Origin of the sequence: Clostridium pasteurianum BC1, assembly GCF_000389635.1 — a bacterium.
Lineage (GTDB): Bacteria > Bacillota > Clostridia > Clostridiales > Clostridiaceae > Clostridium_I > Clostridium_I pasteurianum_A.
Genome location: NC_021182.1, coordinates 938,702 through 963,582 on the forward strand (window position 1 = coordinate 938,702; position 24,881 = coordinate 963,582).

At 32.1% G+C, this 24,881-nt stretch carries 20 protein-coding genes; 10 read left to right on the plus strand and 10 right to left on the minus strand.

What is annotated here, in order from left to right:
* The first annotated feature begins 18 nt into the window (after positions 1-18).
* The 8 genes from CLOPA_RS04355 to CLOPA_RS04390 all read left to right on the plus strand — a co-directional run bounded on the left by CLOPA_RS04355 (position 19) and on the right by CLOPA_RS04390 (position 10,553).
* Positions 19-1,242, plus strand: coding sequence for a sensor histidine kinase (locus tag CLOPA_RS04355; protein WP_015614260.1), 1,224 nt, complete (start codon positions 19-21; stop codon positions 1,240-1,242).
* 389 nt (positions 1,243-1,631) lie between these two features.
* Positions 1,632-2,336 (plus strand): MIP/aquaporin family protein, encoded by a 705-nt coding sequence (locus CLOPA_RS04360; RefSeq protein ID WP_015614261.1) that lies wholly within the window; start codon positions 1,632-1,634, stop codon positions 2,334-2,336.
* Between the two features lie 205 nt (positions 2,337-2,541).
* Positions 2,542-3,357 (plus strand): response regulator transcription factor, encoded by an 816-nt coding sequence (locus CLOPA_RS04365; RefSeq protein ID WP_015614262.1) that lies wholly within the window; start codon positions 2,542-2,544, stop codon positions 3,355-3,357.
* 245 nt (positions 3,358-3,602) lie between these two features.
* On the plus strand, positions 3,603-5,105 hold the full coding sequence (gene glpK, locus CLOPA_RS04370) for a glycerol kinase GlpK (protein WP_041710785.1): 1,503 nt from the start codon (positions 3,603-3,605) through the stop codon (positions 5,103-5,105).
* Positions 5,106-5,127: 22 nt separating this feature from the next.
* Positions 5,128-6,558 (plus strand): NAD(P)/FAD-dependent oxidoreductase, encoded by a 1,431-nt coding sequence (locus CLOPA_RS04375; RefSeq protein ID WP_015614264.1) that lies wholly within the window; start codon positions 5,128-5,130, stop codon positions 6,556-6,558.
* A 194-nt stretch (positions 6,559-6,752) separates the two neighbouring features.
* Positions 6,753-8,009 carry an NAD(P)/FAD-dependent oxidoreductase gene (locus CLOPA_RS04380; RefSeq protein WP_015614265.1) on the plus strand — a complete coding sequence of 419 codons (1,257 nt, stop codon included), beginning with the start codon at positions 6,753-6,755 and terminating at the stop codon, positions 8,007-8,009.
* A gap of 6 nt (positions 8,010-8,015) precedes the next feature.
* The gene (locus tag CLOPA_RS04385; RefSeq protein WP_015614266.1) at positions 8,016-8,384 is read left to right on the plus strand and encodes a DUF1667 domain-containing protein; all 369 of its coding nucleotides are present in this window, start codon (positions 8,016-8,018) and stop codon (positions 8,382-8,384) included.
* Between the two features lie 705 nt (positions 8,385-9,089).
* A complete protein-coding gene (locus tag CLOPA_RS04390) occupies positions 9,090-10,553 on the plus strand; it encodes a glycoside hydrolase (protein ID WP_242834263.1) in 1,464 nt (487 codons plus the stop codon).
* A 30-nt stretch (positions 10,554-10,583) separates the two neighbouring features.
* Here CLOPA_RS04390 and CLOPA_RS04395 read toward each other — a convergent pair whose 3' ends face one another.
* From CLOPA_RS04395 to CLOPA_RS04410, 4 genes are all read right to left on the minus strand, one after another.
* Positions 10,584-12,797 (minus strand): HAD-IC family P-type ATPase, encoded by a 2,214-nt coding sequence (locus tag CLOPA_RS04395; protein WP_242834264.1) that lies wholly within the window; start codon positions 12,795-12,797, stop codon positions 10,584-10,586.
* 126 nt (positions 12,798-12,923) lie between these two features.
* A complete protein-coding gene (locus tag CLOPA_RS04400; protein WP_015614270.1) occupies positions 12,924-13,130 on the minus strand; it encodes a hypothetical protein in 207 nt (68 codons plus the stop codon).
* A 155-nt stretch (positions 13,131-13,285) separates the two neighbouring features.
* The gene (locus tag CLOPA_RS04405; RefSeq protein WP_015614271.1) at positions 13,286-13,558 is read right to left on the minus strand and encodes a hypothetical protein; all 273 of its coding nucleotides are present in this window, start codon (positions 13,556-13,558) and stop codon (positions 13,286-13,288) included.
* Positions 13,559-13,667: 109 nt separating this feature from the next.
* Complete coding sequence (locus CLOPA_RS04410; protein ID WP_015614272.1) at positions 13,668-14,171, minus strand: hypothetical protein; 504 nt, start codon at positions 14,169-14,171, stop codon at positions 13,668-13,670.
* Positions 14,172-14,580: 409 nt separating this feature from the next.
* Between CLOPA_RS04410 and CLOPA_RS04415 the strand changes: the two genes are divergently transcribed.
* The gene (locus CLOPA_RS04415; protein WP_015614273.1) at positions 14,581-17,544 is read left to right on the plus strand and encodes a cation-translocating P-type ATPase; all 2,964 of its coding nucleotides are present in this window, start codon (positions 14,581-14,583) and stop codon (positions 17,542-17,544) included.
* A 137-nt stretch (positions 17,545-17,681) separates the two neighbouring features.
* Here CLOPA_RS04415 and CLOPA_RS04420 read toward each other — a convergent pair whose 3' ends face one another.
* The 5 genes from CLOPA_RS04420 to CLOPA_RS04440 all read right to left on the minus strand — a co-directional run bounded on the left by CLOPA_RS04420 (position 17,682) and on the right by CLOPA_RS04440 (position 22,088).
* On the minus strand, positions 17,682-18,188 hold the full coding sequence (locus tag CLOPA_RS04420; RefSeq protein ID WP_015614274.1) for a flavin reductase family protein: 507 nt from the start codon (positions 18,186-18,188) through the stop codon (positions 17,682-17,684).
* A 239-nt stretch (positions 18,189-18,427) separates the two neighbouring features.
* Complete coding sequence (locus CLOPA_RS04425) at positions 18,428-19,264, minus strand: epoxyqueuosine reductase (RefSeq protein WP_015614275.1); 837 nt, start codon at positions 19,262-19,264, stop codon at positions 18,428-18,430.
* A gap of 99 nt (positions 19,265-19,363) precedes the next feature.
* Entirely contained in the window at positions 19,364-20,146 is a 783-nt protein-coding gene (locus tag CLOPA_RS04430) for an ABC transporter permease (RefSeq protein WP_015614276.1), read from the minus strand.
* Positions 20,133-20,954, minus strand: a complete 822-nt coding sequence (locus CLOPA_RS04435; protein ID WP_041710788.1) for an ABC transporter ATP-binding protein — start codon at positions 20,952-20,954, stop codon at positions 20,133-20,135. The genes CLOPA_RS04430 and CLOPA_RS04435 overlap by 14 nt, the downstream gene beginning before the upstream one ends.
* A 123-nt stretch (positions 20,955-21,077) precedes the next feature.
* Positions 21,078-22,088 carry an ABC transporter substrate-binding protein gene (locus CLOPA_RS04440; RefSeq protein WP_015614278.1) on the minus strand — a complete coding sequence of 337 codons (1,011 nt, stop codon included), beginning with the start codon at positions 22,086-22,088 and terminating at the stop codon, positions 21,078-21,080.
* A 772-nt stretch (positions 22,089-22,860) separates the two neighbouring features.
* On the opposite strand from CLOPA_RS04440, the gene CLOPA_RS04445 reads away from it, so the two are divergent.
* Positions 22,861-23,469, plus strand: a complete 609-nt coding sequence (locus tag CLOPA_RS04445) for an NUDIX hydrolase (RefSeq protein ID WP_015614279.1) — start codon at positions 22,861-22,863, stop codon at positions 23,467-23,469.
* Positions 23,470-23,534: 65 nt separating this feature from the next.
* Here the strand turns inward: CLOPA_RS04445 and CLOPA_RS04450 are convergent, their stop codons facing one another.
* A complete protein-coding gene (locus tag CLOPA_RS04450) occupies positions 23,535-24,788 on the minus strand; it encodes a cytochrome P450 (RefSeq protein ID WP_015614280.1) in 1,254 nt (417 codons plus the stop codon).
* Between the last annotated feature and the right edge of the window lie 93 nt (positions 24,789-24,881).

The following is a 24,881-nucleotide window of genomic DNA, read 5'->3' on the forward strand; positions in this document are numbered from 1 at the left end:
TGTTTGGGGTGGAAAATATTGACTGGAAAATTTAATTTAAAAGATATTATAGATATGGAGGAATTCCAAAAGATACAGGATGATATTGCCTATTCTACGGGCACGGCAATTATTACAACGGATTGCCATGGAAAACCATTGACCAGTCATAGTATGTGTACTGATTTTTGTAGAAATATTCGGGAAAAAAGTAATTTAAGAGACTTATGTGAGAAATGTGATTCTATAGGTGGACTAGAGTCAGTAAGGAGGGGAAGTCCATATATATATAAATGTCATATGGGAATTATAGATTTTGCAATTCCAATTATATTTAAAGGAGAATATCTTGGTAGTTTAATGGCAGGACAAGTCTTAACAGAGGAAAGTAAGCTTGAAGCATTGGAAAGTATTATTGAAATCCATGAAAAAGCAGCTAATAAAGATAAAATTATGGATAAGTATAAAAATATACCTGTTATACCCTACGATAAAATTCAGGCCATTGCTAAAATGATCTTTAGTATAAGTAATTATATTGTAGATCAGGGAGCTTTAAAAATGCTGCAGCAAGAACTTAGCGAGAAAAATGTAAGATTTATGAAGGCTGAGAAGATTCAAACAGAACTTGAAAAGGAATTAAAAGATTCACAGTTAAAGGCATTGCAATCCCAAATTAATCCTCATTTTTTATTTAATACTTTAAACAGCATTTCAGCGCTGGCGTTAATTGAAGAAGCTCCAAGAACAAAGGAAGTTGTTTGCAATCTATCAGAAATTCTCCGATATACATTAAAAAAGACAAGTGCAGTTGTAGATTTAGAAGATGAAATTAATTACATTACTTCTTATTTAAATTTACAGAAAATAAGATTTGGTTCAAGACTAGAATTTCACATTGATGTAGATGATAAATATCAGAAAATAAAGATTCCATTTATGATTATACAGCCTTTTGTTGAAAATTCTATAATTCATGGAATAGGATTAAAAGAAGACGGTGGATTGATAAAAATTAAAGCATATAAATCTTGTAAAGCTTTAATTATATCTATTGAAGATAACGGAGTGGGTATTGATGAGGACAAACTGGAATTAATAAGCGGTGGAAAAGCCAGTGAAAAAGACTCTTCCCATGGAATTGGAATTGTCAATGTTAAGCAAAGAATGAATTATTTCTATGGAAAAAATTATTCTGTTGATATAACCAGTTCAGAAAATAAAGGTACCAAAGTCAAAATAATATTGTTTAATAATATATAGGTAAGCAAGAATTTACAAATATAAGACAAAATATTTTAATAACCATTTAATAATATATTGTATCATATTAGATAGGGAAATTAATTTCGTAAAATAATTTTAAAGAGGGTGGAATTTTATTGTAAGAATTGAAAACGTTTGCTATGGGGGCTTACTTAATTATTTTATCCGATGACTACCCACTCTAATACTACCATCTTTTTCAAAGTGGAAGTAAAGAGTGGCTGCGTCCCTAGATAACGATTTTCACTAAAGGACAACGATTTCTAAGTATGGAAAATAACGATACTAAGAAATCTGTTAGTAAGCATCAGAGGTCATAAACAAAAACTCCACTTGATGCTAAGAGCTCTGTTTATGAGGTAAATTAACTTGAAAGGAAGATAGCTATGTCAAAATTTATAGCCGAAATGTTAGGAACCATGATTCTCATTATCCTAGGCGATGGAGTTGTTGCCAATGTAGTATTAAATAAAACAAAAGCTGAAAATTCAGGATGGATAGTTATTACAACTGGATGGGCATTGGCAGTTGCTATACCTGTTTTTATATTTGGAAATATTAGCGGAGCCCATTTTAATCCAGCAGTAACAATTGGCCTGGCTGTAATAGGAAAATTTCCCTGGAATAGTGTACCCATATATGTAACTGCTCAATTAACAGGTGCTTTTCTTGGGGCTGTAATAGTCTGGATATATTATAGACCTCATTTTAATGTTACGGAAAATCATGACGCAAAACTTTCTGTATTCTGTACTCAGCCAGCTATTAGAGATACATTTTCAAATTTCATTTCTGAATTTATTGGTACCTTTATATTAGTTTTTTCAATATTGGGTATAGGAAATACACATATGGCGGAAGGGCTGTCACCTATAGTAGTTGGTTGTATTATCTGGGCAATTGGACTTACTTTAGGGGGAACAACAGGATATGCTATTAATCCTGTTAGAGATCTTGGGCCACGTATAGCCCACTATGTTTTGCCTATATATAAAAAAGGAAGCTCTGAATGGAGATATGCATGGATTCCAGTAATAGCACCTATATGTGGAGGAATAGTAGGGGCTGCATTGTATAAAATTTTATTTTGATTTTAATATATGTTGTACTCTTTCATATACTGTTGTGCTATGATTATTTTGAAAGTGTATAATATGTTATATAGTGCAATAGATTATATTTTATTAAAACGAGGTATTTTATTTAAATAAATATGGTATAGGTATCTAATATCAGTGATATATAATTTAAATAAATTGCAGATTATATAATATAAAAATTGTTCAGGTGATTTTTATGTATAAAATATTATTAGTAGATGATGAAGAATTACAGAGAGAAGCTTTAAAAATTATGTTAAAAAACTTTAAGGATGCAATAGAAGTTATAGGTGAGGCACAAAATGGTAGAGAAGCTATAGAATTGGATGAAAAATTAGATCCAGATATAATTTTTATGGATGTAAGAATTCCTGGAATAGATGGTATTAAAGCTTCAGAAATAATTAAAAATAGAAATCATAATAAAATAATTATAATGATTACAGCCTACGATGATTTTAATTTAATTCACAAAGCTTTGCTACTAAATGTAAACGATTATATATTAAAGCCTGTAAGAGATGCACAATTAAATGAGGTTCTAAATACACAAATTACCACATTAAAACTTCATGAAAATAAAAGAAAAAAAGCAGAGTTGAAATTAGCTGACAAGGATGGTTATGGCGAAAAAAATAAATTATGTTCTATGGAAAAGGATGAAGCAGATAAAGAAAATAGAAATTGCATAAATAAGGCTTTACAACCTGCACTAAAATATATAGAGGAAAATTACAGAGATGAAATAAGTCTGGAAAAGATGGCTAACGTTACTAATCTCAGTATGTATTATTTTAGCAGATTATTTAAAAAAGAAATAGGAATTAATTTTACAACTTACGTAAATCAATGCAAAATAAAAAAAGCAAAGGAAATGCTGAAATATACAGATATACCAATAGTGGATATAGCTGCAGAACTTGGATATTATGAATGTGGATATTTTACAAAAATCTTTAAAAAAATTAATGGAATAACGCCCACTAATTATAGAAACATTATTAAAAAATAGGCTTATATAAAAAATAAAAAAGACTATCTTGAAATACATTGATATGCATCTTAAGATAGTCTTTCTATATATTGGTGTAATATTTACAGCAGGACAAAAAAATAGTATACAACAAGATAATACTATTTTAAAATATAAATAAGACAATATACAACAAAAATAAAACAAAATACAATGATAAGGTTTTCAATAATTGTAGTATCATTTAATTAAGGAAAGATTTATTAAAATAGTGGGGTGGGAAAGTGAATAAATATGTAATGGCTTTAGATCAGGGAACTACAGGTTCAAAATGTATTATTTTTGATGAAGGTGGTAATATAGTCACCAGTGCACAAAAAGAATCTACTCAGATATATCCAAAAGCTGGATGGGTTGAACATAGTCCTATGGAAATATGGGCTACACAGTTCAGTGTGGCAGCGGAGGCAATGGCAAAAAGTAATATATTAGCTGAGGATATAGCAGGAATTGGTATAACAAATCAGAGAGAAACTACAATTATTTGGGATAAGAGAACGGGAGTCCCAGTATATAATGCAATAGTTTGGCAGTGCAGAAGGACAGCAGAGTTCTGTGATGAACTTAGGGAACAAGGATTTGAAGATGTTATAAGAGAGAAAACAGGATTGATGCTGGATGCATATTTTTCAGCAACAAAAATTAAATGGATTTTGGATAATGTTCAAGGAGCCAGAGAGGAAGCAGAAAGAGGTAATTTATTATTTGGAAATGTGGATACCTGGCTAATTTGGAATCTGACAAAGGGTAAGGTTCATGTAACCGATTACACAAATGCATCAAGAACTATGTTATATAATATTTACGACTTAAAGTGGGATGATGAATTACTTGATATATTTGGTATTCCAAAATCTATGCTTCCAGAAGTAAAACCCTCCAGCTGTATTTATGGTAATACCGATGAAGTCATATTTGGGAAACCTATTCCCATATGTGGAGATGCAGGGGATCAACAGGCATCTTTGTTTGGCCAGACTTGCTTTAATGAAGGAACTGCAAAAAATACCTATGGTACTGGATGCTTTATACTCTTAAATACAGGAGAGAAGGCTGTAAAATCTAAAAATGGCTTGATTACTACAATAGCTGCTGGAGTAAATGGAAAGATAGAATATGCATTGGAAGGAAGCATATTTATGGGTGGAGCTTCCATTCAGTGGCTAAGAGATGAGCTTAGAATGATTAAAAGTGCAAAAGACACTGAAGAATACGCAGAGGCTGTAGAAGATACCAATGGAGTTTATGTAGTTCCTGCCTTTGTAGGACTTGGTGCTCCTTATTGGGATCCCTATGCAAGAGGTACTATAGTAGGGCTTACGAGAGGTGCTAAAAAGGAACATTTAATCAGAGCCACATTAGAAGCTTTGGCATATCAGACCTATGACGTGTTAAAAGCTATGGAAGAGGATTCTGATATAAAATTGAAAATCTTAAAAGTAGATGGAGGAGCCTGCGTTAATAATTTCCTTATGCAGTTCCATGCTGATCTTTTAAATATCAAAGTAGACAGACCTAAAGTAGTACAGACTACGGCAATGGGAGCGGCTTATCTTGCAGGACTAGCAGTGGGATATTGGAAAGACAGAGAAGACATTACAAGAAACAGAGAAACCTCAAGAATATTTACTCCAAATATGGAAGAGTCAAAAAGAGAAGATTTATTGAAACATTGGCATGCAGCGGTAGATAGATCGAGGAATTGGTGTAATGCAAGTAATGAATAAATAAAAAATTGGGGGGTATAAAATGTTTGATGTAATTATTATTGGAGCTGGCGTAATCGGTTGCAGTATAGCGAGAGAAATATCCAGATATGATTTAAATATCTGTGTACTGGAAAAGGATATAGATGTTGCCAATGGAACCAGTAAAGCAAATAGCGGCATAGTGCATGCTGGCTATGATGCAAAATTTGGTTCACTTAAAGCAGAACTAAATGTTAAGGGAAATCAGATGTTTGATAGGCTATCTAGAGAATTAGATTTCCCTTTTAAAAGAAATGGATCTTTAGTACTTTGTTTTAATGAAAAAGATTTAGATAAATTGAGAGCAATAAAGGAAAATGGGGAAAGAAACGGAGTTAAAGATTTAAAAATACTTAATAGGGAAGAAGTAAAAGCCATAGAACCCATTATATCAAATAAGGTAGCTGCAGCCATGTATGCACCTACAGGTGGAATTGTATGTCCCTATGAGATGACTATAGCCTACGCAGAAAATGCCTATGATAATGGAGTACAATTTCAGCTACTGACAGCTGTGGAGGACATAGTAAAAAATGATTCTCATTTTATTATAAAAACCAATAAAGGTGACTTTAGTGCAAAATTAGTTATAAATGCAGCGGGTTTATATGCAGATACAATAAATAATAGGTTAAGTGCAAATAAGTTTAATATTATACCAAGAAAAGGAGAGTATTGTCTGTTTGACAAGGATGCAAGAGACAATTTAGAAAAAACTTTATTTCAGCTTCCTACTGAAATGGGTAAGGGGGTACTTGTCACACCTACTGTGGATGGAAATCTACTAATAGGACCTAATGCAATAGATATAGAAGATAAAGATGATCTTTCAACAACTGAAGAGGGTATAGATGATATCTTATCTAAGGCAAAGCTCACAATTGATACAATTCCAATGAGACAGGTAATAACTTCTTTTTCTGGACTTAGGGCTCATTCAGAATTAAATGATTTTATAATAGGTGAAGCTGAAGATGTGGATAATTTTATCAATGTTGCAGGAATTGAATCTCCAGGACTTTCCAGTGCGCCAGCCATTGCAGAAATGGTCAGGGATATAGTAGTACAGAAGCTTTCACCAGATAAGAATAAAGACTTTAATCCTATTAGAAAAGGCATTCCTAAATTTAGAGAATTGAGTAATGGGGAAAGATCAAAGCTGATAGCTGAAAATAGAGCTTATGGAAGAATTGTTTGCAGGTGCGAGATTGTTACTGAAGGGGAAATTGTAAATTCAATTAAAAGACCTCTTGGAGCAAGAACTTTAGATGGTGTAAAAAGAAGAACCAGAGCAGGCATGGGTAAATGTCAATCAGGATTTTGTTCAAATAAAATAGTTGATATTTTATCAAGGGAGCTGCTCACATCTCCTGAAGATGTGAGCAAATTTGGCAGTGGTTCAAAGATACTAATAGGAAAAATAAAGGAATAGGATTATTTAATATTAGTAAAAAAGATTTGAACTCATACCAGATAGCTATTGAAGTTTCTGTTTATCCGATGACTAGTCGCTGGATAATTCATCTAAACTTGGTGGTAGTACAAACTCCCACCAAGTAAGATTCATTGATCAATAAGAAAGATAGCACTGGGATTTTAAAGTATAGAGAGAGGAAGGTTAGAATAATGCAGCAATATGATATTGTAATTATTGGCGGGGGACCGGCAGGTCTTGCTGCTGCAATAAAGGCAAAAGAAGAGGGTATTGAAAATATATTGATACTGGAAAGAGATAATAAACTTGGCGGCATACTAAATCAATGTATTCATAATGGATTTGGCATTCATACCTTTAAGGAAGAACTAACAGGACCCGAATACGCACAAAGATTTATAGATAAGGCAATTTATATGAAAATTCCTTATAAATTAAATACCATGGTAATTGATTTAACAGAGGACAAAAAAATTACTGCAGTAAATGACGTAGATGGAATTATAGAAATCCAGGCTAAAGCTATTGTGTTAGCAATGGGCTGTAGGGAGAGACCAAGGGGAGCTATTAATATACCTGGAAGCAGATGTGCAGGCGTATATTCAGCTGGTACTGCACAAAAGTTTGTAAATATAGAGGGGTATATGCCAGGAAAAGAAATTGTAATACTTGGTTCAGGTGATATTGGACTTATTATGGCAAGAAGAATGACCTTTGAAGGAGCTAAGGTAAAGGCAGTAGTCGAGGTGATGCCATATTCAGGAGGACTAAAGAGAAATATAGTTCAGTGTCTGGATGATTATGATATCCCACTTAAATTGTCTCATACAGTAACAAATATAAAGGGTAAGGATAGAGTAGAGGGTGTTACCATAGCAGAAGTAGATAATAATAGAAAGCCAATTAAGGGAACTGAAGAATTTATTAGTTGTGACACTGTACTTTTATCTGTAGGACTTATACCAGAAAACGATCTTTCACAAAAGGCAGGGATTAAATTATCAAGGGTTACTTCAGGAGCTTTTGTGAATGAAAGTTTGCAAACCAGCGTGGAGGGCATATTTGCCTGTGGTAATGTGCTTCATGTACACGACTTAGTTGATAACGTTACTATTGAGAGCATGGCTGCAGGAGCAAATGCCGCGGAATATGTGAAAGGTAAAAAATTTGATAATAAAGGCATAGAAATTGTGCCTTCTAATGGAGTAAGATATACTGTACCAACTTATATAAATAGGGAAAATGTAAAAAAAGCTGTAGATGTAAGATTTAGAGTCGGCGATGTATTTGAAAATAGCTATGTATCTGCCTATTTTGATAATGAAAGAGAAATTCATATAAAAAAGAGTATTTTAACCCCAGGTGAAATGGAAACTATAAAAATTACAAAGCAGATGTTGGATAAACACAGTGATTGTAAGAAAATAGATGTAATGGTTGAGAGGTGATAGAGTATGAGTGAAGAGAGACAGTTAACCTGTATAGGATGTCCAAGGGGATGCTCTCTAAAAGTATATTTAGAGGGTACTACTGTAAAAAATGTAACTGGAAATGCCTGTAATAGAGGCTATGTATATGGCGAGAAGGAATGTACCAATCCAACTAGGATTGTGACTTCCTGCGTGAAAGTAAAGGATGGAGTTGAAAATGTTGTTTCTGTAAAGACTGAGCAGGATATTCCCAAAGGTAAAATATTTCAATGCCTGGAAGCACTTAAAGATGTAGTTGTAGAAGCACCTGTAGCAATAAATGATATAATAATAAGAGATGTGGCTGATACTGGTATAAATATTATAGCTACTAAAAATGTGGATGCAAAGTGAAATTCAAACTAGCTTGCTTAATTATAAATAAACAAGTTCGGGATTTAACATTCTCCTCCATCAATATATTTATTTTTTCTTATCAGATTTATAGATAACTATTCCAATGATAGTTAATGCAATAATAAATGAAATAATGACAATTGATCCCATGACGAGATTTATATGACCACTACGCTCTATTGAATTAAAAAAATTATTTAACATTTATATTCACTCCATATTATATTTACATTGAATAAACATAGTGTTTCCTATTTTTTAATATTTATGAATAATTGATTGCATTATTTAAATAAATATGGTAATATATGTATGAAATATAATCAACCTATTTGTGGGTAGTTCGTAATGACTACCTATTTTTTTGTGCAAAAGAAAAAATATATTTATGTGAATGTGTTATTAAGAATTATTTATTTGATAAAAGCTGGCAGCCTTTTGTTATAGTGTAAGAAATCAGCACTAAATATGGATTTATATAGTGCATTTTTAACTAAAAAACTAAAGTTCACAAAAAAATTAAAATTAAGCATAGAAATATTCTGTACTTAAAGCTATAATTTATAATAAGCTATGTTGGCTGTGTTTACAAGTTTTATGAAATATATTATATGTACATAAAATTTAAATAAAAAGCATATGAAAATAATGAATTGATTATTTTCAAAGATGACTAATTATAAGATGGTGAAGTACTTGTTAATGAGTAAATTTAGTTTCATTTTTAAGATTATCTTTATTGGAATTGTATACTTAATAGTTTTCTTTGCACTTAGAATAATGTTTAAAGATACAAGAAAAAACAGCAAAGAGCAGTTGGAAGTAAATGATGAACCGGCTTTTAGCAGAGAAGAAACTGCAAGTTTTAGCAAAGAAGGAAATGAAAGCTTTAATGGAGAAAATACTACAATTTTTAGCAGAGAACACAATTTTTCAGAGATGGCGGATATTAATGCTTCAAAAGAAGATATTGATGCTTCAGAAGAGGAAAATAGAGAAATAGTATATTCACCTCTCATTGATAAATTAATTAGAATATGGGAATACATAGAGAACATTTATACAAGACAGGTAAAAAGAAAAAAGGTTTTTCAAGATACTAAAAGTATAAATAGAGAAAAAAAGAAGTATTATAATAAAATAATATATGCACCTATTGGTGGGAAGATTTATAATTCCTATTATAATTATGTTTTTATGAATCTGCTTTTAGTATTAATAATTACGCTAGCACTTAGTGTACTACTTATTGTAGAACTGAAGTTTCCACTTAAACTTATAATGATTATACCAGGAGCTGTGTTCTTTCTTTACCTATGTAAATTATATAATTACCTGTCACCCTTTATTTCTCGTACAAAGGTGCTGAAACGTCATTTAATTTACATAAATGAAGAGAATAAAAATGATCCAATAGTTTCACCGGTAAAAGGTATTGTTTCCTCATTGAAAGAAAATGAAAACAATATTGAAATAAAGACATTTTTTGGAGTTAGAATATTTATTTCTATAAAAAATATAAAATCTATTGAAATGTTTGTAAAAGAGGGGGACAAGGTAAGTTTAGGTGAAAAATTATTTGAATTTGATGCAGAAGAGGAAATAAATCCTGTTGTATTTTTCTATATTGGAAGTAGCAGGATGTACAAAATAAAGAATATAAAACAGTTAAATTGCGGTGTGATTAGACAAAATAAGGCTTTATTTTTAGCTAAATGCAGCATTAATGAAGCTTCACCCATACTTAAAGATGGAGATATTATTTCACTTAGCTCCTGTGTATATGGAGATAATGAATACAGTAGTAAAGTAGTAACTGTAAATGCTGAAAATGGTGGACATTTAATGGCACATTCCAATTTCATGAATAACCGGGAAAGATTTTTAGTAGTTAGTGAAAATGATGGTGCAGTATCATTGAAATCTCTGGATAATAATAAGTATGTCAGTGTTAATTTAAAAGAGGATGGTAAGCTTATAGCAGACAGTATTCATATTAACACTTATGAAAAGTTTATTTTTATATGGCAAGATCAAGGGGCCTATGCAATTGTAGCTTTAGCGAATAATAGAGTAGTTAGTGCTAGTTTTAATGCAGAGGGATGCCTCATGGCAAACCGAGATTATATCAGTACTGCTGAAAGATTTTTTATATGGAAGCATTAATCTATTTAAAGAAACATGAATAAGTGATGATTATTGATGTTTGCAATTATTATTTAATTGATTAATTTTAGAAAAATGATAATTATCATTAAATTTAAAGCTTCCAGGAGATTTAAATTTTATTCTTTCATTCATAGTTAATACAATTATTGAATTAATGGTATTTAAAGATTTTGCAGTAAAGGCATCAAAATACCCGAAAAATGCCATTGTTCCTAAAAATATATTGTATAACTCAGAAACAGCGATGCTTTGCTTCATAAGTTTATATGATTTTTTAGATAGTGAAATAAAATCTGCAAGGCTTTCCATATTATCATCAAATACAATGCAATCTGAATGAAGCTTTACTTTATCGCAGGCAGAACTGCAAAAGGATATGCTTATATCGGCAGCTTTCATTGCCTGTGAGTCATTTACACCGTCACCTATCATCATTACAGTTTTTTTCCTCTTCATGTGATTTATAACAGTTTCCTTGTCTAGAGCAGTACATTCACTATAGACATTGTTTATTCCCAGTGATTTAGCCGTATTATTTGCCTTTTCATCAACATCTCCTGTTAGAAGGTATATATCATCAAGACCTGAAGTCTTTAACCCTTTAATTAAATTCATAGATCCATCTCTTATAATATCTTCTAAAACCAATACAGCACAAAGTTTTCCATCAACACTTACTAATATTGGTGTGTAGAGATTTTTTTCAAAGTTGTAGTAGTCCATTTCAGCTATTTTAATATTTATATTTTTAGCTTTCATAAGCTTTATATTTCCAATTAATATATTGTGGTTGTCAAAGCTTGCTTCAATTCCACTAGATGGTATGAGAGTAGAATTGGTTACTTTACTGATGTCATAATTTTTAGCTTCTTTTTGAAGAGATATAGAAATAGGGTGATAATTATCTAACTCGCTTGCAGCACACATCTTTAAAAGTTCATCTTTTGAATAAAAATCAGTGTAGAGTTTTGCTTCTTTTATCCTCATAATTCCTTCAGTGAGAGTACCAGTTTTATCGAAAACTATACTGCCTATATTTATAACTTTTTCTAAGGAGTTTGGATTCTTATAGTAGATTTTATGTTTGTGCAGAAGTGAAAAATAATTTCTCATTCCACTGTTTAATGCAGTAGTGGAAGCTGCTGGACATAAAACTAACAATATGGAAAGAGCATTCAGCATATCTCCTGTTAATATGTAGTTTAGTGCAGCTACACCTATAGAAATAGGAGCAACATTGTTTTGGTAGCGTCTAATCTTTTTGCTTATAGTCATATTTTCCAGTATATCCTTAGGTTTCATAGAGGGTTTTGGAATTTCTAGAACCTTAGCTTTTATATTTCCGGAAAGCAAGGTTATTCCTTCATGGGCAGTACTGCCTTTTTTTAATTGACTGACTACTGGCTGACCATTGTAGTAGAGGGTATTAACAGTACAGTTACCATCTTCAATAATAGTTTCTGATGGAATCATTTCTCCAGTGTGAACATGTATGTTGTCACCAATATTTAGTGTCTCTACCGGTACTAAAAATTCTTTATTGCTATTGTCAATAAGCCATGCCATGCCAGCATTTTTCCTTGTACTTTGACCTAGCTGCCTTATGCAATTTACTTCAGCTGATAATTTTATGTACTCACTTAAGGATTTTAAGAACAATACAAACATACCCTTTGAATTTTCACGCATGATTATAAGTCCAAGAGCAGTTAATTTCAATAATATATCTGTATCTGTTGGAATGTGTTTTGTAAATTTTTTATAGAATGTTTTTAAAAGAGGATATCCGCCTATAATAGTAACAACTGAAGCTGCCTCTAACACTTTTATATTTGTACTAAATGAAAAGTTACCATGAAAGTTTTGCTTAATTTTAAAAGAAATATAAGCGACACCAAAGGAAATAAGTTTTAGTTTTGCTTTATCTCGTTTTTCAATTGTTTCAAAATATTTATCATAATTTTTCAAGTCTCTTCTTTCGTTCTTCAATATGGACAAAAGAGCTTTTTTAATATTGCTTTTTATAAGGTTATAATCTGATTTTTTTTCATCATAAATAACAAGTATTGTGGCAGTATTAATATTTATTTTACTATAGTTTACTCCGTACAAATTGTCAATATAAACACTTATATATTTAGCCAGTGCTCTGTCCTTATAAATACTGTTAGCTTTAAATCTTACACGTCCAGGTAAAACATGTAATTCATACAAAATTATCACCACCTGTAAATGTGACATACTCCCACCACCTACGCTATGCTTAGAGGCGGGGGTTTCTTGGGATGTACTAACTAACGTCAGTATACTTACCAAGCTAACTCCGTTTGCCCAACGGTTTTTTGTGTGATTTATGCACTTTTATTTTTAGCTTAAATCTTCTTTGTTTTTAGTACGATTTTCAAGTGCTTCCTCATTGATACTGTTCAAACAGTCTACTGCTTCATCTTTCATAGTTACAGCTTTACTTAGAAAAGTTATTGCTGCAGGTTTTAAATAAGATTTTGTCTTTGGTAAAATTTTTACTAGGATTATTCCTGCTGCTGCTCCCAAAAGTAATTTGTTAATATTCATATTATGCACCTCCACGTTAAAAAGTAATTGAACATTAGTCTGTATGCGTCGTAAAGAAATAACTAGTCAGTATACTTTCAGATACTGTATTTTAATTATTGACTAATGTTTATATTTTAATAACATGGAGAGCATATTTTAATATTTTTTTAAAATTATTTAAACATCATACGCCTAAATACTTTTTTATAAATGTCTTTATTCCCACTATTTTCACTAGCTACAAAAAAATAATCACTTAAACTTTTTAGGTAATTTGCCCAGGAGACAACATATTCTTTTTCACAGGATGGATTAGAATTGATATCTTCCAAGGTAAGTTTTATACAATCCTTTATTATGGACTGAGCATTATATAGTCTCTCTTCTACATTTTTAAGATTTTGTGTTTTAGAAGAGGTATTTTCATCTAGAGCAGTAAACTTCATATACAGACTCCTTTCCCATTAATAAAAGACATTTTAAAAAATAACTAGCCATGAATTAGTGCAGATTGCTATTTATTTTCAGATGTCTAGGCTGCAGCAAGGATTAGAGTTAACCTTGGTGTGCAGTATGCATTCTTCTTTTTTTGCTCTCATATTGTGCTTCTGCAAAAATATCTTCAGCATTTTCTTTTGCATTGTATGCACTTTCTAAAGCTTTATCAGCTACAGTATAAATCCCGCTTAGGGTTCCAACTGCTAATTTTCTTAAAGGTCTGCCTACTAAATTTCTTAGTGAAAAATTCATTCTATATATATCATCTTTAGTATGCCTAGTAGTATCTGAATCAACTGTAATTCTATCTAATCTTTCAAGTATATCTCCAATATTTTTATTAATATCTCCAAAGCTTGAATGCATAGTTTCTATGCTTTCCTTCATACCGACTCTCATGTTTTCCAGTGATTGAATTTCTTTACTTAAATTATCATATTTTTCTTGAAGTGATTTTAAATCATCCTCAGTAACCTTATTATTTTTAGTAGTATCAGCAGTATTAATTTTGCCAGTACTGTTTTCTATTTTGTTATTGTTATTTTCCATATATGTATCCATTACATATACCTCCTAAAGTATTCCTAAATTTATTAATGTATCCGATTATTAGACGCTGTGACACTCTTGACGCCTAAAGAAAAAACGAATAAATACATAGATATATCATTTACTATAAATAAAAATTTAATACATAGAAACTGAAAAATAGTTTTGTATTTTGTAAAAATGTTTTTATGAGAAAAGTGCAAAGCAACTTGATAGTTTCTGCTCATTAATTACTTTAACCAACTTGGTAGTTAGTTCACTCTTTCTCACAAATATGAATATTTTTTATAAAGCTTGGAAAACTAAAACAACTAATTAAGGTATTTTCAAATAAATAATTAATTATTTGACTTGCTGTTTATTTGAAGATGATTAGATAGAAATTATATTATACTTTAAAATGCAAAAAAGGATGATGAATATGAGCCAGAGCACTGCTGTCAGTATTGATTGCAAGAATACACGTAATAAAGAATTCATACTTTACAAAAGAATAAGAATACCAGTAAGATATATTTACAGAAGCAAACAAAATGCTCAACATGTAGAATTACTATTGTATAAAAGACAGGGCATCAAATTTGTAAAAGCAAATCCAATAACTTCAAAAGTACTTATTTTATATGATGAATACATAATTGATGAAGAAACTATAGTAAGTTTTTTGGAAAGAGTTATTGATGAACTAAAAGTACAGAACAAAAATTCTAGAAAAAATAGCAGTAAGAATTACAATGAAGAAATAGCACTCTCTATAGCACCAAATTTACCTGAGGCTGAATCCAATGACAATATGTGGCATGCTATGGATATTAAATATATAAGGGCTGTTTTAAAGACAAATTACGAAAAGGGTATATCAAATAAATCTGCAGAGGATAGGTTAAGGGATTTTGGGCTAAACGTTATTTCTGAAAAAAAAAGAAAATCCATACTTCAAAAGTTATTTAGCAATCTAAATGATACTTCTGCAAAACTTTTAGTTGGAGTGGGTGTAGCTTCATTTTTCTTGGGGCAAATTGCAGATGCAATAGTTGTACTTGGTATAGTTTTTGTTGAAACCTCATTAGGAATAATTCATCAGAATAAGGCGGAAAAATCTATACATTCACTTAAGAATATGATTGTCCATAAGGCAACAGTATTGAGAGGCGGAAGAGAATTAGAAATAGAATCAAAAAATTTAGTGCCTGGAGACATTATATTAATTGATGCTGGAGAAAGGGTTCCCGCAGATGCAAGAATAATTCAATGTAACTACCTTACGGTTAATGAATCCTCACTTACAGGTGAAGCAGTACCAATAATAAAGAGTACAAGAATTTGTAATAAACATGTTGAACTTGCAAGCAGGGACAACATGTTATATATGGGAACTAATGTAGTTTCAGGTAATGCCACAGCTGTAGTTGTAGAAACAGGTATGAATACTGAGATAGGTAATATTGCTGCAATGCTTCAGAATATAAAATTAGATGAAACTCCACTGCAGAGAAGGATGAAAAATTTTACACAAAAATTAACAAGAATTTGTATTTTGTTCTGTATTGGAGTAGGTGCAGTGGGAATTCTTTCAGGAAGAAGCTTAGCTGAAGTTTTAACCCTATCCGTTAGTTTTTCTGTCGGTGCTTTACCTGAAAGTTTGCCAGCAGTAGTAGCTATTGCCATGGGATTAAGTGTTCAAAGACTTGCAAATAGAAATGCCATAGTTAGAAAAATGAATGCTGTGGAAACACTGGGATGTGCTAATGTCATTTGCTGTGATAAAACTGGAACACTTACATTAAATGAAATGACAGTAAAAAAGATATACTGTGATAAGTCATTGTATAAAGTTACGGGACTTGGCTATGAACCAAAGGGAGAAATGATGCTTTTAGAGGGGGAGCCTAATAAAACTCATTCCACAGAAGAACTTTTAAGGGCAGGAGTTTTATGCAGCGATGCAAAGCTTATGAAACAAGAAAATAAATGGCAGGTGCAGGGAGATCCAACAGAAGGAGCGCTTTTAACTGCAGCTGCAAAATGTTGTATAGATGAAGAAGATGTAAAAAAATCATTTGAAAGAATAAGAGAAGTTCCATTTGATAGCTGTAGGCGATGCATGACAGTGGTAGTAAAAAGTGAGAATCACATAAGAGCCTATTGTAAAGGGGCTTTTACTGAGGTTATTGATAAATGCAGTATGATTTATGAAGATGGAGAGGAAAGATTATTTACAAAGGCAGATAAAGAAAGAATAATATCAATTCGTGATGATATGACAGGTGAAGCTTTAAGAGTATTGACTTTTGCGTATAAGGACCTAGATTGTGAAAAGGATGATATTGATGGTAATTTTACTTTTCTAGGCTTAGTTGCCATGGAAGATTCACCAAGGCTTGAAGTAAAAAATTCTATAAAAAAATGTTATAATGCAGGAATAAAGGTTGTTATGATAACTGGAGATAACAAGGATACGGCCTCTGCCATAGGAAAACAGCTTGGACTATTAGACGGTGGACTGGTAGTTTCCGGAGCTGAACTTGAAGATATGAGTGATGAGGAATTGGACTCCCAAATAAGTAATATAGAAGTATTTGCAAGAACATCACCAGAACAAAAGCTTAGAATTGTAAAAGCTTTTAAGCGGTTTGGATATGTGGTGGCAATGACCGGGGATGGTGTCAACGATGCACCGGCTATAAAAGAAGCTAGCATAGGTATTGCTATGGGTAACAATGGAAGTGACGTTGCAAAGGATGCGGCAGACATTACTTTGGTAGATGATGATTTTTCAACTATAGTAAGGGCAATTGAGGAGGGTAGAGCTGTATCTAATAACATAAAGAATACAACAAAATATCTTTTGGCAGGCAGTCTTGGAGAAATAATAGCAATAGGAGCATGTTCTTTTGTCAGTGGAATGCTGCCACTAATTCCAATTCAAATACTTTGGACTAATGTTATTTGCGAAACAATATTAGGAGCATCTCTTGCAGTTGAGTCTCCTTCTGAAAATGTTATGGATTATCCTCCTGTTGAAAGAAATGCACCTCTTATTGGTAAAGAGATAAGCTCTAAAATTATAAAAAGAGGAATTGGAATTGGACTTACTAGTGCAGCCGTTTTTGAGGGATATAATATCCTGGGGTTCGGAGTTCAAAAGGCAAGAACAATGGCTTTTTGCAATTTGATTTTGACTCAGCTTGTTAATGTACATGATTGCAGGAATAATAAAAAAATAATGAGTAATAGGTACATGTCCTATGCTACCGTATCTTCAGCAGCATTACTTGGAGCCATAATATATGTTCCATTTATAGGGTCAATTTTTGGAACAGTACCTCTTGGAATTGCTGATGCAGGTGTACTTTTAGCATCAACTTCAGTTAGCAGAGTTTAAAAATAACATTTTTTGATTTTTTTATAATTAAAAAATAGCAGCTCACCAATTGTATGGAGCTGCTATTTTTGTTGAGATTTTTACAAGCAGCACTACTAATGTCAATAGTGCTGTGAAAAACAAACTGCCTTTTACTATTATTTTATAAGTACTTTTTCAATTTCTGCTATATACAGTGTGTGGTAATCTTTGTCAGGATACCATTTTGTATCAAGTTCACTTTCAATGAAGAATTCAGGCTTAAACTCCTGTGCATATAGTTTCTTGCATATAAATACAAGATTTGCTTCTTGAAAATATGGTGTAGCATCTGAATGCTCAATTGTCAAATTAGCCTTGGAAATTTTATCTTCATCTCTACCAGATACAGTTCCAAGATAGCTCAATTGTTTTTTGAAACTTTTATCAAGAACTGATAGAGAAAAGCTGACTGAGTTATCTATAAATTCTTTAGTATAACGCTGAGGTCTTATAACAATGTGGGCTACATTTTTACCCCACATAACGCCAAAACCGCCCCAAGATGCAGTCATTGTATTAACTTTGTTATCTTTTTCTGCAGTAATAAGCATCCAATCAGTGCCTACAATTTGAAATAGATTTTTATTTAATTCTTCAGGTTTGATTTCTGTAAAATTGCTCATAATTTGCTCTCCTTCTAACACCTAATTTTATAGGGTATAATCACCCTAATTATGGTTAAATTCATATAGTGACTAGCTATTTTAATATATAGTTGATATTTAACTCATATAATAAAATAGTAACACATAAATAATAACGAAAGCTAGTATGCACTTTAATGTTATATAGTATACAAGAGGAAAGTAATGAAGTTTATAAACAATAAAATGCATTAATAATTATTAAATATAAAAAATCATTACTCAATTGGGTTAGAACCATGATCTCTGCAATGAACCCATCCGGCATATTCAGGATCGTTTATATTTTTTTCTAATGCCTTACGTTCATTTAAATATTTTTTTGAATCATATCCATATATTTTCCTATCGTCACCAATAGGACAGACTTTTATGCATACTCCACAGGGATAGCAATATGCACTTTTTAATTTGGCATGATATTCAGCGCATCTTGTTTTATTCATATCAGCAACTAAATTTTCTGTAGTTTCAAAAGATGAAGTTGGACAGCATTTTCTGCACATTTCACATTTTATACAGAGATCTTTTTTTATTACCTGATCAGGTGGTATTACTGCATTGGTGAGAACAGAAACTAGTCTTACTCTTGGACCAAATTCTTTTGTTAACAAAGTATGATTATATCCAATGGTTCCAAGACCAGCATATTTGGCTGCTAATACATGTGAAAATGCTGCGACTGGCTTTCTCACAAGTACGGAAATATCTCCGTAACAGTCTCTTGGAAAGAAAATTGCTTGATGTCCCAGGGTATTTAGATAATTTGCTATTTTATATGCAGTTTCATCTAGAACTCTATTTGTTGTATTATATAACTCTGAGTAAACTACGGAAGGAGTTGTTTCAAGCATGGGTAAAAATATTTGAGTAGCAAATACAATAACCGTCTTCATTTCAGGCCATATATTTTGTGGATAATATTCAGCACTAGTTTCTTCAAATTTTCCCCATCTATCTACAGGTGCGAAGCCTACAAGATTTATACCTAAATCCTTTGCCTTATCTACAATATTGAATTTTAATTGGTAACTTTTGTTTGTAAAATTTGTCATTTAATTCACCTCATATAATTAATAATATTCTATGTACATTTCATATTAAGATATTAAATGCACATGGAATTTTAAACATTTGTATATTTTTTATATAAATTATGCGTCAAATTTTCTCCAAAAAACTAACTTACCCTCAAGAAATGTTAAAATGAAATTCAATACAATGCCTAATATTGATAACAAAACTATTGCTCCATACATCAATGATGTATTAAATGTTTCCTGAGAATTATTAACTAGAAATCCTAATCCAGATTGTGCACCTATCATTTCAGCTGCAACTAAAACCATAACGGCATAGGCACTTCCAAGCTTAACTCCTGTTAAAATTGAAGGGATTGAAGCTGGAAGTATAACTTTTATAAATGCTACGAATTTTCCAGAGCCCATAGTCAATACTGATTTTACATATAGAGGATTAACATCTTTTACTCCACTTATGGTGTTTATCAATATTGGCCATAAACTAGCCCAAAATATAATTGCTACTTTAGAAGTTTCTCCGATTCCAAAAAACAATATGAAAACGGGGAAAAGTGCTAAAGCAGATATTTGCCTGAAGATTTGCAAGAAAGAATCCAATAAGGCTTCTAGAAGTTTTATTCTGCCAATGAATAAACCAAGGGGAACGGCAACTATGATAGCGAGAATCAATCCAAACATAATTCTCTTTAGACTTATCAATAAATGTACTTTCAGTTCTCCATTTTCCTGTAATGTGATAATTGATAATAGAACTTTTGTTGGAGTACTTGTATAGGTTTCTTTTAACACTCCAATTTGTGGCAATACCTGCCATAGAATAAGAAATACAATTAGTAATAAATTTGAAAATAAAAAAGAATTTAATTTTGAACCAAATAATTTAAGCAATTTCACAATTATCACGTCCTTGTTTATTTGTTATGTCAGAACTTTTATTTACTTGACTGCTTATTTCAGACCATATTTCTTTTCTTAAGTTTTGGAATTCTCTATTGTCATGGCTTCGTGGATAGGGAAGATTAATTTTTAACCTTTTAACTATTTTGCCTGGATTTGCTCCAAGTACAACAACTTCATTTGCTAAATATATGGCTTCATCTACACTGTGAGTTACAAAGATAATTGTTTTTTTAGTTTTTTTCCATATATTAAGCAGTTCGTGCTGTAGAATTTCTCTAGTCTGAGCATCCAATGCTGAGAAGGGTTCATCCATCAAAAGTACTTTGGGATTGTAAGCAAGACCTCTTGCTATAGCTACTCTCTGTCTCATACCTCCTGATAATTGACCAGGGTAGTATTTTTCATATTGAGAGAGACCTACTAAATCTATAAACTCTTTTGCTATTTTTTTTCTATCCTTTTTAGGAACTTTATTTATTTCAAGGCCGAGTTCTACATTCTTTAATACTGTTCTCCATGGAAGAAGTGCATATCCTTGAAATACCATGCCACGATCACTTCCAGGCCCGGTTACTTTATTTGAATCAACTAGGATATCTCCACTGCTAGGCTTAATTAGACCTCCTATAATATTAAGCAGAGTTGATTTTCCACATCCACTTGGTCCAACCAGGCATATGAATTGTTCATCGTGAATGTCTAAATTTATATCTTCCAATACTTTTTTATAAGCTTTTTTGTCAGTAGGATGTTTATAAAATTGATTCACATTTCTTACTGATATTTTTGACAAAATTCCCATCCCCTTTATAATATTGTAGTTATCATTATCAATAGCATAAGCATAGTAAAGAATTTTTGAAAAATTTACTATGCTTATATAATAATTAAATTACATTTGTGTAAAGCTGATTATTTTGACGATTTACTGTTTTGATGAATTACTATAAGAATTAAATTCATTTGTATATAAATCATCAGCTTTAACTTGACCTGGCTTCAATTTTCCATTTTTCTCTAAATAATTTATCCACCAGTCCACTGCATCTTTTTGAATAACTTGATGAGGATAATAATTCCAAGCTTCAACATCATCAACTTTAATGCCTAATTTTTTAGATATTATTTCCTTACCTTCTTTTTCATGAGTTTTTGACCAATCTGCAGCTTTACCTACAGCAGCTACAAATCCTTTTACTGCTTGTGGATTTTTCTTGGCAAAATCTCCGTTTGTAAAATATGGACACATTCCACTTATACCTTGCTGCAGGGCATAGTCATTAGTCAATTCCTTTAAATCTGGATTATTTAAGGCTTTTTGTGTATAGGGAGCGTGTACAATAGCAATGTCGATTAAACCGTTGTCAACAGCTTGCTCTTGTTGGGAATCAGGCAAAACAACAAAATGTACATTATTGGGATCAAGATTTTGCTGTCTCAAAAATTCTCTTGTAACAAATTCAGAACAAGCTCCAAAAGAATTTATAGCAACTTTTTTACCAGCAATATCTTTAAGGGTATTTATACCACTATTCTTTTTTACTATATATCTCATATGAGGATAATCAGCTAATGTTTGAGTTCCTGCTGCAACTATTTTTAGGTCTGAACCTTGAGCTTTTGCCATTGCAACAAGAGGTGTATGCCTCAAGCCAAAATCAATACTTCCAGATGCAACAGATGGAACAATTTGTGCAGCAGGTACTTCACCAACGTAATTGATCTTTATTCCCTGCTCTTTAAAATAACCATTTGCATCGGCTATGTATACCAGATCATACCATTGAGTGTTAGGGTATTTTATTACTATTTCCTTAGAATTGGATTTACTATTAGCTGCTGTACTATTATTATTCCCTGAGCTTTTTGAACAGGCGGCCATACCTATACATATTATTATAGCTAAGAGTATCATAAATAATTTTTTGATTTTCATAACTTGGACTTCCCCCTAAATTTTTACTATAGATAGCTTCCTAATGATAATAAAAAATTTACTTTTTAGATTCCGGACTCTAAAAAGCAAAAAAACCTTCTGTCTCTATTCAGAGGCAGAAGGTTACTTCCGCGGTTCCACTCTGTTTATCTTATACAGTATAAAAATTAATTCACACAAATATAAGCAACTCTCTTTAGTACAATTATACTTTAATGCTTTAACGAGCACACTCGCTGAAGTCTACTAGGCTTCAATTCAGAGCTCTAGGATGCATTTCAATTATTATTGGCTAAGATTTCTTTTCATCCAAGAGAAATCCTCTCTTTTAGTCAAATCATAATTTACTTTTCCTATCATCACAATTCACAACTATTACCTATTAATACAATTGATTTAATAAGATTACTATCATATTATCATATAAATATGATTTAATCAAGTGTAATGTGTAAAATAAGGAATTTTATCACTCAAATTCAAACAAAAAGTATATTTTTATACATTTTACCTAATGATTTGTAAATTCAAGGATTAAACTATCAATATTTTCTAATTCTAAGAAATAGGTATAAGTCCTTTTTATATAATTTACATTTCATAAGTGAATTGCATTTTTTTATAGAAATTAAAATTATAAATAAAAATTTTATGGAAATGAATGATTATTATAGATTATAATAAACATGATAGATGGAAAAATTTCAAAAATAAATATCAAGGATTATTTGATAATTAGGTTGCAACTTATATTGGGATAGAAGGTGTTATTATGAATAAAAATAGAATAAAGAAACTATCAGCATTAGCAGAGACAAAATTTCTAAATCTTTATGATGTAGAATATGAAAAGAAAAATGGAAAAACAGGGCAGTGGGCCATGGCCTCAAGAAAGGATCTTGAAACTCTTAATGGACAGTGCTTTGAAAATAGAGAAGAGAAAACGGATGCGGCCATAATTGCTGCACTGCATGAAAAATCAAATAAATTAGTTTGCATAAGACAATTCAGAGTACCTTTAAATGATTACATATATGAGTTGCCAGCAGGGCTCATTGATGGGGAAGAGGATTTTGAGGAATCCGCTGCCAGAGAACTTAGAGAAGAAACAGGCTTCAAACTTGCAAAAATAAATCATGAAAAGACTAGAAAGAGGATATATGCCTCTCCAGGTATGACTGATGAATCAGCGGCTATGGTATTCTGTACCTGCACTGGAGATGGCTCGGATCAGCAACTTGAAGAAGAAGAGGATATAGAAGTAATGCTTCTTTCACAAGAGGAAGTAAAAGCTTTACTTAAAAAAGATGTTAAAATTGATATAAAGGCCTATATGGTTTTCCAGGCCTTTGTGGAAATAGGAGAGAAGCTGTTTAAATAAAAAGTTTAAAACAGTCCGGGTTGTGATACCCGGACCGTTGGTTATTCAATTTATTTACCTACAGTTTAAAATTTTCGCCTAATATTATTCATAACAAATCCACTCTTAGGCAATGTAGGTATTCTGGCCATATCATAGCTTAAATCTTGATGGGGGACTTCAAATTCAATCTTGTTCACAAGGAAATCCAAGCTCGTTTTCATGATTTCCACGGTAATACCCTCACCCGGGCAGCGGTGCCCTTTGGCAGGATCGCCTCCACCTTGGGGGATGAAATCAAATAAGTTGTCCTTACGATTCTTAAAACGCTCAGGTCGGAATTCATAAGGATTTTCCCAAACTCGGGAGTCGTGATTGGTACCGTAAATATCAAGCAGCACGAGCATTCCCTGTTTGAATTCACATTGATTCCAAATAAAATCCTTTCGTACCCTTGCACCTAGGAAAGGGGTAAATGGATAGTAGCGACGAACTTCCTGTACGAACATTTCAAGATCATTACTGTGGCCTGTAAGCAACTTATCTTTATACTCTGAATGTTTATGTAAAGCTAAAGCAGTGAAAGTTATAAAGGTTGAAATAGCCACAATGGGCCGTAGTATGTTAATAAGTTCTACTGCAGCCATTTGAGTATCAAGCTCACCGCCATGGAGTTCTCTGTGAAATGCTATTGCATAAAGTGCTGAACCTTCTTCAGACTTTAGCTTACCAACTCGGACATCTTCAATGACACCACTTATCCACTCCTCAGCTCTAGACCTTGCTCTTCTTCCTTTCCAGTGCCGCGGTCCCACCGCTCCGAAAGCATCAACCATTGCACTAAAATCCTCTGCTCGATCTTTTACTTCAGATTCGGAAAGTGGAACTCCAGCCCAATGGCATGCTGCCCAGCATAGAATATTCTTTGCTTCATCAAAAAGTATAATTTTTTCGGAACTTTTCCATTTGTCAATAGAAGCTTGCCACTTCTCCATTGTAAGCTCAGCAAGACGCTTTTGATGAGTTGGAGTCATCAGTGACATGAAAAGAAGCTTTCGGTGAATATGTGCGTCACCATCCATAGTTTGGATGGCATTCATACCAAACAATGTTTTTTGTATCCGTTTAGGTGCCGCACCGTTTCTTTGAAACCGTTCCGGATCGTAAAACACCTTCGACGCTTCTTCTCCACCCATACAAATTACTTTTTCTCCAAGTAAGTGTGCCTCAAATAGATTGGACTGGTACTGATCAATCCTGTTTTTGATAAATAAATAACCCTCCTGAGATAGAGCGAGAGTGTGGCTTTTATCATGTGGTACCCGTTCTTTCATTAACATATATTTATGTGCTCCTTTCTATACTGATTAGAAAATATATTTGATTCAGGTAAAGTTCTTTAATCTTCGGAAAATTTTCTTTGATATTTTATT

Excerpts from the sequence above, each read along its gene's own strand:
- CLOPA_RS04410 (WP_015614272.1), bottom strand. The coding sequence starts at position 14,171 with ATGGATACATATATGGAAAATAACAATAACAAAATAGAAAACAGTACT.
- CLOPA_RS04405 (WP_015614271.1), bottom strand. The coding sequence starts at position 13,558 with ATGAAGTTTACTGCTCTAGATGAAAATACCTCTTCTAAAACACAAAAT.
- CLOPA_RS04420 (WP_015614274.1), bottom strand. The coding sequence starts at position 18,188 with ATGAGCAATTTTACAGAAATCAAACCTGAAGAATTAAATAAAAATCTA.
- CLOPA_RS04425 (WP_015614275.1), bottom strand. The coding sequence starts at position 19,264 with ATGACAAATTTTACAAACAAAAGTTACCAATTAAAATTCAATATTGTA.
- CLOPA_RS04415 (WP_015614273.1), top strand. The coding sequence starts at position 14,581 with ATGAGCCAGAGCACTGCTGTCAGTATTGATTGCAAGAATACACGTAAT.
- CLOPA_RS04385 (WP_015614266.1), top strand. The coding sequence starts at position 8,016 with ATGAGTGAAGAGAGACAGTTAACCTGTATAGGATGTCCAAGGGGATGC.
- CLOPA_RS04435 (WP_041710788.1), bottom strand. The coding sequence starts at position 20,954 with ATGGGAATTTTGTCAAAAATATCAGTAAGAAATGTGAATCAATTTTAT.
- CLOPA_RS04360 (WP_015614261.1), top strand. The coding sequence starts at position 1,632 with ATGTCAAAATTTATAGCCGAAATGTTAGGAACCATGATTCTCATTATC.
- CLOPA_RS04390 (WP_242834263.1), top strand. The coding sequence starts at position 9,090 with ATGAGTAAATTTAGTTTCATTTTTAAGATTATCTTTATTGGAATTGTA.
- CLOPA_RS04450 (WP_015614280.1), bottom strand. The coding sequence starts at position 24,788 with ATGTTAATGAAAGAACGGGTACCACATGATAAAAGCCACACTCTCGCT.
- CLOPA_RS04395 (WP_242834264.1), bottom strand. The coding sequence starts at position 12,797 with ATGTCACATTTACAGGTGGTGATAATTTTGTATGAATTACATGTTTTA.
- CLOPA_RS04365 (WP_015614262.1), top strand. The coding sequence starts at position 2,542 with ATGTATAAAATATTATTAGTAGATGATGAAGAATTACAGAGAGAAGCT.
- CLOPA_RS04445 (WP_015614279.1), top strand. The coding sequence starts at position 22,861 with ATGAATAAAAATAGAATAAAGAAACTATCAGCATTAGCAGAGACAAAA.
- CLOPA_RS04380 (WP_015614265.1), top strand. The coding sequence starts at position 6,753 with ATGCAGCAATATGATATTGTAATTATTGGCGGGGGACCGGCAGGTCTT.
- CLOPA_RS04400 (WP_015614270.1), bottom strand. The coding sequence starts at position 13,130 with ATGAATATTAACAAATTACTTTTGGGAGCAGCAGCAGGAATAATCCTA.
- CLOPA_RS04375 (WP_015614264.1), top strand. The coding sequence starts at position 5,128 with ATGTTTGATGTAATTATTATTGGAGCTGGCGTAATCGGTTGCAGTATA.
- CLOPA_RS04440 (WP_015614278.1), bottom strand. The coding sequence starts at position 22,088 with ATGAAAATCAAAAAATTATTTATGATACTCTTAGCTATAATAATATGT.